The sequence below is a fragment of the Sphaerospermopsis sp. FACHB-1094 genome, assembly GCF_014696195.1.
Lineage (GTDB): Bacteria > Cyanobacteriota > Cyanobacteriia > Cyanobacteriales > Nostocaceae > Sphaerospermopsis > Sphaerospermopsis kisseleviana.
Genome location: NZ_JACJPT010000187.1, coordinates 1 through 5,914, shown reverse-complemented (window position 1 = coordinate 5,914; position 5,914 = coordinate 1). Strand labels below are relative to the sequence as shown.

General features: G+C 38.7%; 6 protein-coding genes. 2 read left to right on the top strand and 4 right to left on the bottom strand.

Going from position 1 to position 5,914, the window contains the following annotated elements:
* The first annotated feature begins 379 nt into the window (after nucleotides 1–379).
* The gene (locus H6F47_RS26525; RefSeq protein ID WP_096572057.1) at nucleotides 380–1,270 is read left to right on the top strand and encodes a DUF5895 domain-containing protein; all 891 of its coding nucleotides are present in this window, start codon (nucleotides 380–382) and stop codon (nucleotides 1,268–1,270) included.
* 157 nt (nucleotides 1,271–1,427) lie between these two features.
* Here the strand turns inward: H6F47_RS26525 and H6F47_RS26520 are convergent, their stop codons facing one another.
* The 3 genes from H6F47_RS26520 to H6F47_RS26510 all read right to left on the bottom strand — a co-directional run bounded on the left by H6F47_RS26520 (nucleotide 1,428) and on the right by H6F47_RS26510 (nucleotide 3,948).
* Entirely contained in the window at nucleotides 1,428–2,672 is a 1,245-nt protein-coding gene (locus tag H6F47_RS26520) for a murein transglycosylase A (RefSeq protein ID WP_190651726.1), read from the bottom strand.
* Nucleotides 2,672–2,920: a hypothetical protein gene (locus tag H6F47_RS26515; RefSeq protein WP_137667505.1), complete on the bottom strand. Its 249-nt coding sequence runs from the start codon at nucleotides 2,918–2,920 to the stop codon at nucleotides 2,672–2,674. The genes H6F47_RS26520 and H6F47_RS26515 overlap by 1 nt, the downstream gene beginning before the upstream one ends.
* 257 nt (nucleotides 2,921–3,177) lie before the next feature.
* Entirely contained in the window at nucleotides 3,178–3,948 is a 771-nt protein-coding gene (locus tag H6F47_RS26510; RefSeq protein WP_137667506.1) for a hypothetical protein, read from the bottom strand.
* Nucleotides 3,949–4,598: 650 nt separating this feature from the next.
* Here H6F47_RS26510 and H6F47_RS28745 point away from each other — a divergent pair.
* Entirely contained in the window at nucleotides 4,599–4,724 is a 126-nt protein-coding gene (locus H6F47_RS28745; protein ID WP_272110773.1) for a hypothetical protein, read from the top strand.
* 282 nt (nucleotides 4,725–5,006) lie between these two features.
* Here H6F47_RS28745 and H6F47_RS26505 read toward each other — a convergent pair whose 3' ends face one another.
* On the bottom strand, nucleotides 5,007–5,480 hold the full coding sequence (locus H6F47_RS26505; protein WP_137667507.1) for an NADAR domain-containing protein: 474 nt from the start codon (nucleotides 5,478–5,480) through the stop codon (nucleotides 5,007–5,009).
* Nucleotides 5,481–5,914: the final 434 nt, after the last annotated feature.

Sequence of the window (5,914 nt, the reverse complement as noted above, 5' to 3'; positions counted from 1 at the left end):
CATATTATATATCAAGTAGTTGATTTTTTCCTAAAAATATATTGATTTTTGTCAATATAAGTATAGTTTTGTCTATGAAATTGTCAACTTAGGACTTGCTCTCTTCTTCCTTCGCTTCCTTCGTGTCTTCGTGGTTCATTCCCTCTTATCCTTCCCTGATACAACACGACAAATTACCGTTAAAATAGACGCTTATCACCCATGATATAAAAATTATACCCACTTACCCCCACTTCACCCCAAACCAACCACCCCCCAAGGAAAATTGTTAAAATCTAATTCAGAAAGTGCCACACATCCCAGATGAATGGTACAAAAGATGGTACAAAAGATAGTAGAAAAGATAAACTTGTAAAATAAAACACACGGATATTCAAAAATGGTTAAAGCATCTGCTAACAGTAATCATGCTAAGTTCGACTTTGAAGACGAAAAATTTAACGCCCCACCATCCCAAACCCTCCCCTGGTGTCAAATGATCAGACCCCGCTATGGTGAAGATGGTTTACAAAGTTATGGTTTAGCCCTTAAACTCGATAATGCTCAAGCTGTGGGTTTTCAACCTGATGATAATTGGCAAGAAATAGAACATGAATTTGATTCTGGAGAAGTAGACACATTTTTTATTACCACTACCCCCAGATTAGTAATTATCCGTCGTGGTCCCTTATCCGTTCAGGACCGAGACACAAAAATTAGATTAGGTACTTTTAAAGATTACAAAGATGATTTTTTAGCTAATAAACTGAAATTTAAAATCTACACTCGCCATCTGATTTTTTTAGTCGGTGAAGATAAAAAGTTTTTACATCAATCACCTTTACAATTAACTCTCAGTGGTGCAGCCGGCGCAAGTTTTGGTAAGAGTTATTCTGAATATCAACAAGGTAGACTGACTGGGGGTTTTGCGGGAGAATTAGAAAAAGCTTATGCCAGTTTTCAGAACAAACCATTAACTCCCAAAGGTCCATTATTTCATGCACATGGGATTTTTTGCCCGATTATTGAATGCGAAGAAAGAGGTATTGAACCGAATATTGTTTTGGTGGCTGCGACTGTAAATTATGAACATCCTAAAGATTCAAATTTAACAAAATATATGATTGCTTCTGATTCTCCTGAATCGGAAATAATTTGTAAGATTTTTGAAGATTACAAAGAATTTGGTAAAGAATTTATGAAACCAGATGTTTCTAAAGCAGAAATATCTGGTGTTACCAATTCTTATATTTACGCCGATGATGATGATTTTGCTTATCCACCATACTAGGGACTAGGGATTAGGGACTGAGGACTGGGAAAAGCAGGGGAGCAGGGAGCAGGGAGCAGGGAGCAGGGAGCAGGGAGCAGAGGGAGATAGATCAGTTATGACTTATCGCTGTTTACTGTCACCAGTCACCTGTCACCAGTCACCAGTCACCAGTCACCTATTCTCTCAACAATAAATAATATAGTGATCCATTGCCTCCAGTAATTCCAGCGCGATCGCCCGCTAATTTACCAGTACCCATAAAGTAATCTACTCTACCAGGTCCCCTAATCGCGCTACCTGTATCTTGATCTAATACAAACCGATCAACTCTGCGTCTTTCTAACCTCCCTCCACCCGCAGGAAAAGGAAACGCATTTTGAATCAATGCTAATGCACCAGGAGGCATGAGAGATTTATCCGTAGCAATGGAACGTTCTGCGGTTACGGGGACGTTAATACTACCTGTAGCTGGCGCACCGTTGGTTTCTTGGAAGAATACAAATCTTTCCCAGCGTGGTAAATAATTATTCATTTCTCTGGGATTTCTGCGGAAATAACTAATTAATTTAGGCATGGTTAAACCGCTTAATGGCAATTTACCATCTTTTGCTAGTTCTCCACCAATGCTAGTCCAAGGATAATCCGTTCCTCCGGCAAAACCTACAGAAGTTCTCCGTCCATTGGTTAATCTAATTTGGGCAGAACCTTGAATTTGGATCATGTAAGGTTCAAGGCGATCGCGGAACCACAACATTTCTAAACCGCGTAATCTGCCTTTATGTCCTTGTAAACCATCTTTACCTTCCAATTCTACCCTTTTGGGATGGGGTTTTTTCCATTCTTTAAAATCCAGTGGTACTCTATACATAGGATATCTGTATACAGAAGTTCGCACCCGGCTGGCAGTATACACAGGCTCATAATAGGCAGTAAATTTAACCGTACCCTTGCCATCGTTCCCTGTAGACTGGTAAAAAGCAAACTCCCGATGTACAGCCGCTTGTAGTTCTGCTGCTGACTTAGAACTCACCACCAGTTGTCGGAAGCGTAATAAACTCCGACGTACCCGATCTAGAGTAATCTCCTTGATGGGGTAGTTAGCATATATTTCCGCCGCTCTATTAGTTTCCAGATAACGCAAACTGTGATCAATGGAAGTTAATAAAGCTTGGCGATCGCCATTTCTCCCCCAAAGTTGCTCATCCCAACCCAAGCATCTTTGAGAATTACAAGCAGTTTCCGGGGAAATAGGTTGCAGTGCTGGTACAACTTCAGGCGTATTTGGTGCTGGTACTGGTACTGGTATTGATTCTGGTGCTGGTGCTGGCAGAGGAATCGTTACTTGAGCTAAAACTGAGCTAACAGGACTTGTACAGGCAATTCCCAGACTCAAGGAAAACAAAGCAAGGGTTTTTCTCATCATCTTTCAATACTAGAACTAAAAATCGGTTCTACCCGAATCCCTATAATCTTAGAAGGACGTACCACCATATATTCGCCTTGAATATTTTTAATCGGTACGTTAATAAAGTCATTAGAAGCAGACTTTGGTACAAGTTCACCACTATACCACTTTTGAAAATCTTGAATAGTGGGAAAGCGCACTTCTTCCGGATGACCACTTTCCAACAGGAGGTGAATCGCATATTCGTTGGGAGTTCTAGGCATAAATTCACATTATTTTCTATACATCCAACCTATTGTTAACCACGTCAGCCCCCAATGAAAAGGGTAAGCATACGGGAGAAGTGCCAGATGTACCAAAATACGGCAACGAACCGTAATTTTACTTTCCCAAAATGACGCTGACTTCTCCCTCAACAGTTCCCGACTTCTCAAAATTAAGATCCCTGATTTCTCACAGAAGTCGGGGATCTGAAATGGGCTGAAAAAATTTAAGAAAATAGTTTTCAAACAAACAGTTGTCAAAAAAATAGTTTAAATCGTGCTAATTGATTTTCCATAGTCACGGTGAGGATTTTATTCAGTTCTGCACCGTCCCTAAATTGTAAAATTTGCTGTGTGGGTAAATCAAAGGGAAATTGTCCTTCTAATTCTGGACGTTGCATTTGTCCTAGTACAATTTGTTCAGAACGTTTATTTTCCATTGCATAACCAATTTCTACACAGACGTTAGGACTAGGAATTAATTGACAAGTTTCTTTCCCATCAATGCTGGTAATAGGTGTGGTATCCGCAATAAATAATAAACTCTTACGGATTTTCCGCATCATGGTACGATTTAACCTTAGCGGTGCATGACTGGGACGGGATGATTCTATTAATGTTAGGGGTAGACGGGATTTACCATTTAAAAGTTGCAAACTTTCTTGCAGTTGTTCTCTGAGCAAATCACTAGATTTTGCATATTCAGTTTGATAGCAGAAAAAAATTGTTGGTTCTAACTGCGCTAACAAACTTTGTTTAGTTAAATAAATTTCATGACTAATTAAGTCAATGTTCGCTACACAATAACCACCACTACCCTCAATATAAAATTCTATATTTTCACCTTCCAAATAGCGCCTAAACCAAGTTGATGCTTTGACTTCATCGCTATCTTCTAAAAAATCCGCACGCAACCCTGATTTTAGCAGGCTTTTTTTACTCAAACGAATATCTGGAGGGCGTTTCTCCAATTCCGTAATAGGTTCATAATCCTGTAGATACCACGCTCTGAGCGCAATAATTGACATAAATCGTTATTTAAACTGTTTTTCTATTCAATTGTAGTACAAACTTACGTATTGGTGATTGGTAATTGGTGATTGGTGATTGGTGATTGGTAGTAAATTATTACCTATTACCCATTACCCATTACCCATTATTTCTTATTTATTACCAAACACAACAACACCCAACATCTACTAGCTTGGTGTTTCCCTCCCCTTGTTTATACTATCCAGGGATGTACTTTCTTTCATCACCTTGATCAACAAGGAATGAAAACCAGTTACATTGCCCCCTGATTCTCACTAATTTGAGGGAATATAAGCGTTCGCGTTGGGTGTTGCGGTGTTTCGACGAGACAGATAGGAATTTAACAGCTTTTTAACCTCTTACTACGTTTCTTTTCTCTTGTCTTTCCTTTTCTTTTCTTTTCTTTTCAACTCTAGCTGTTTGATCTGCCAGGGAAGCTTTTTTCTTTAGCTTCAACTATTAAAATAACACCTCAAAAATTATTTGTCTATAGTCTTTCTCTTTTTGCAATTAAACTTTACTTTTATCGGAAAAATGATTTAAGAAAAGTTGAGTAAATAGGTCAATTACATCCAGAAATATTTTATTAGCAAGGGTTTCTATTTTATTACTATTTTATAGTATTCACTCATTTATATTTTAAGTTTTGAAACAAATCTATTTAGGGTTTCCTGAAAAAGTTATCTGTGAGGGTACAGGAGTTCAAGGAGTATGGCTACGCCACGCTTACTTCGACAGGCTCAGTACAAGTCGCTATCAAGGAGTTTTTTGATTTGGAAATTGTGCCAATACTAACAAAGTACAAGCTTTCTGAGGCTCACAGTACCTAAAACCTTGCACAATTTTAATTTTAATCATCCTCAATCCCTTGATTTATCTAGGTTTTACATTTATTCAGCAAGCCCTATTTACGCCGTGCTGTACTAGCTACTAACCCTCTTTTGGTAGTGTGAAATTTAGATTGGGCAAACAAGAGATGCTAACGGCGCACGTAACATTATATTGCGTGCTTTGAGAGATTCCTCCTTTACCGTCAGCAATGATGGTATTGCTATCAAGAATTGGTAATTGCTTTTAACAACATTAACTGACGGATTTGTTCACGCACACTCATGAGGATTTTACCTAGATGATTTTGACCTGTTTTATCTACTCCACAGCCCCAAAAATAATCTGTGGGTGAATTTTCCACCAAAATTTCATCCCCAGTAACTAAAAGCACTTCTCTGATGTCTGCATGAGTGAGAAATTTTTTTAGTACAGCTGCTCGCATCACATTAGTTTTTACCAGATCCCAATCTGAGCGCAGTTTGCGATCGCCACATCGACCTAAAGCAGCCGCTTCTTCAGGGGTAGGTGCAGCATAGATTAAGGGTATAAAAACCTCATCCTCACTACCAGCAAACTTTTGCGCTTGATAATAATGTTCAACTGTTGGCCAGTAAGTACCGTCAATTTCGATAGGGTGGGGAGAAAAGTTAGAAAAACAGCCATAGGGCTGCCAAACTTTGTAAAAGTAAATAGTCATTTGAAAATTTCTCTTTTATAGCAGTCAGCAGTCAGCTATCAGTGATCAGCATTAAAATCCGTTGGCGACCAGGATTTATAATTCAATTTTGTACTTCATTCATTTAGCTGTAATAGGCTGTATATTAAATTTTATATTCCTGTTGACTTCCGTGCAGCCGTACTAGCCTCAAGACAGAAGAGGGTTTGTTGAAGATAGAGATATTAACGCCAGTATCAACATCCTAAAATTAGGATTAAGTACCGCAGGACATACGGGAACTTACGCTACAGGAGATTTGGTGCAGCCATGTCCCCCAGGGTTAGTAGCTAGTTACTGTTTTCTTAACCAATACTAACAAATACTCACATTTACTGAAAATTTCCTGTCATCTTTTGCTTTGTGACAGAATTACAGTAAAATCACTGTATGCTACTAGGATTCAAAACCCAACT

Excerpts from the sequence above, each read along its gene's own strand:
- H6F47_RS26525 (WP_096572057.1), top strand. The coding sequence starts at position 380 with ATGGTTAAAGCATCTGCTAACAGTAATCATGCTAAGTTCGACTTTGAA.
- H6F47_RS26520 (WP_190651726.1), bottom strand. The coding sequence starts at position 2,672 with ATGAGAAAAACCCTTGCTTTGTTTTCCTTGAGTCTGGGAATTGCCTGT.
- H6F47_RS26515 (WP_137667505.1), bottom strand. The coding sequence starts at position 2,920 with ATGCCTAGAACTCCCAACGAATATGCGATTCACCTCCTGTTGGAAAGT.
- H6F47_RS26510 (WP_137667506.1), bottom strand. The coding sequence starts at position 3,948 with ATGTCAATTATTGCGCTCAGAGCGTGGTATCTACAGGATTATGAACCT.
- H6F47_RS26505 (WP_137667507.1), bottom strand. The coding sequence starts at position 5,480 with ATGACTATTTACTTTTACAAAGTTTGGCAGCCCTATGGCTGTTTTTCT.